The organism is Microbacterium sp. P26, assembly GCF_023712585.1.
Classification (GTDB): Bacteria; Actinomycetota; Actinomycetes; order Actinomycetales; family Microbacteriaceae; genus Microbacterium; species Microbacterium algihabitans_A.
Map to the genome: position 1 here is coordinate 1 of NZ_JAMAXZ010000021.1, position 473 is coordinate 473.

A 473-nucleotide genomic window follows, 5' to 3' on the forward strand; every position below is an offset into this window, starting at 1 on the left:
GTATTCGTGTCAACGCGGTGTCTCCCGGGATTGTTCATACGCCGATATACGAAGGCTTCATGGACAAAGCGGATATCGCAGATGCTATGAAGTCGCTGAACGATTTCCACCCGCTGGGACGCGTCGGAACTGCCGAAGATGTGGCAAACACTATTCTCTTCCTGTTGTCTGACAAAACCTCATGGGTGACGGGCGCTATCTGGGATGTCGATGCGGGCATCATGGCGGTCAGACGATAACCCCGTGACGCTGGCATAAGCCGCCCCTTAAGGGCGGCATTTTTTTGTCGCCAGACATGTCATCAGCAGGCTTCACTAAGAATATTCACGACCTGTTCATCCGTGCCTTTTGTGTTCCCGGCACAGGGTGTTATGCCGGGTTCTGACGACATCCTGACAGGACAAAACGGCCAGAGAGAAAGGGGTTATACACGATGAGGAGCCGGTATCCGCAGTACCTATGAAATTCTTTTC

1 protein-coding gene is annotated in these 473 nt (G+C 52.6%); it reads left to right on the forward strand.

Annotated elements, in window-relative coordinates; genetic code table 11:
• Positions 1 to 239: SDR family NAD(P)-dependent oxidoreductase (locus M3667_RS16565; protein ID WP_251509622.1), on the forward strand; the 239-nt coding region annotated here is incomplete at its 5' end.
• Positions 240 to 473 lie beyond the last annotated feature (234 nt).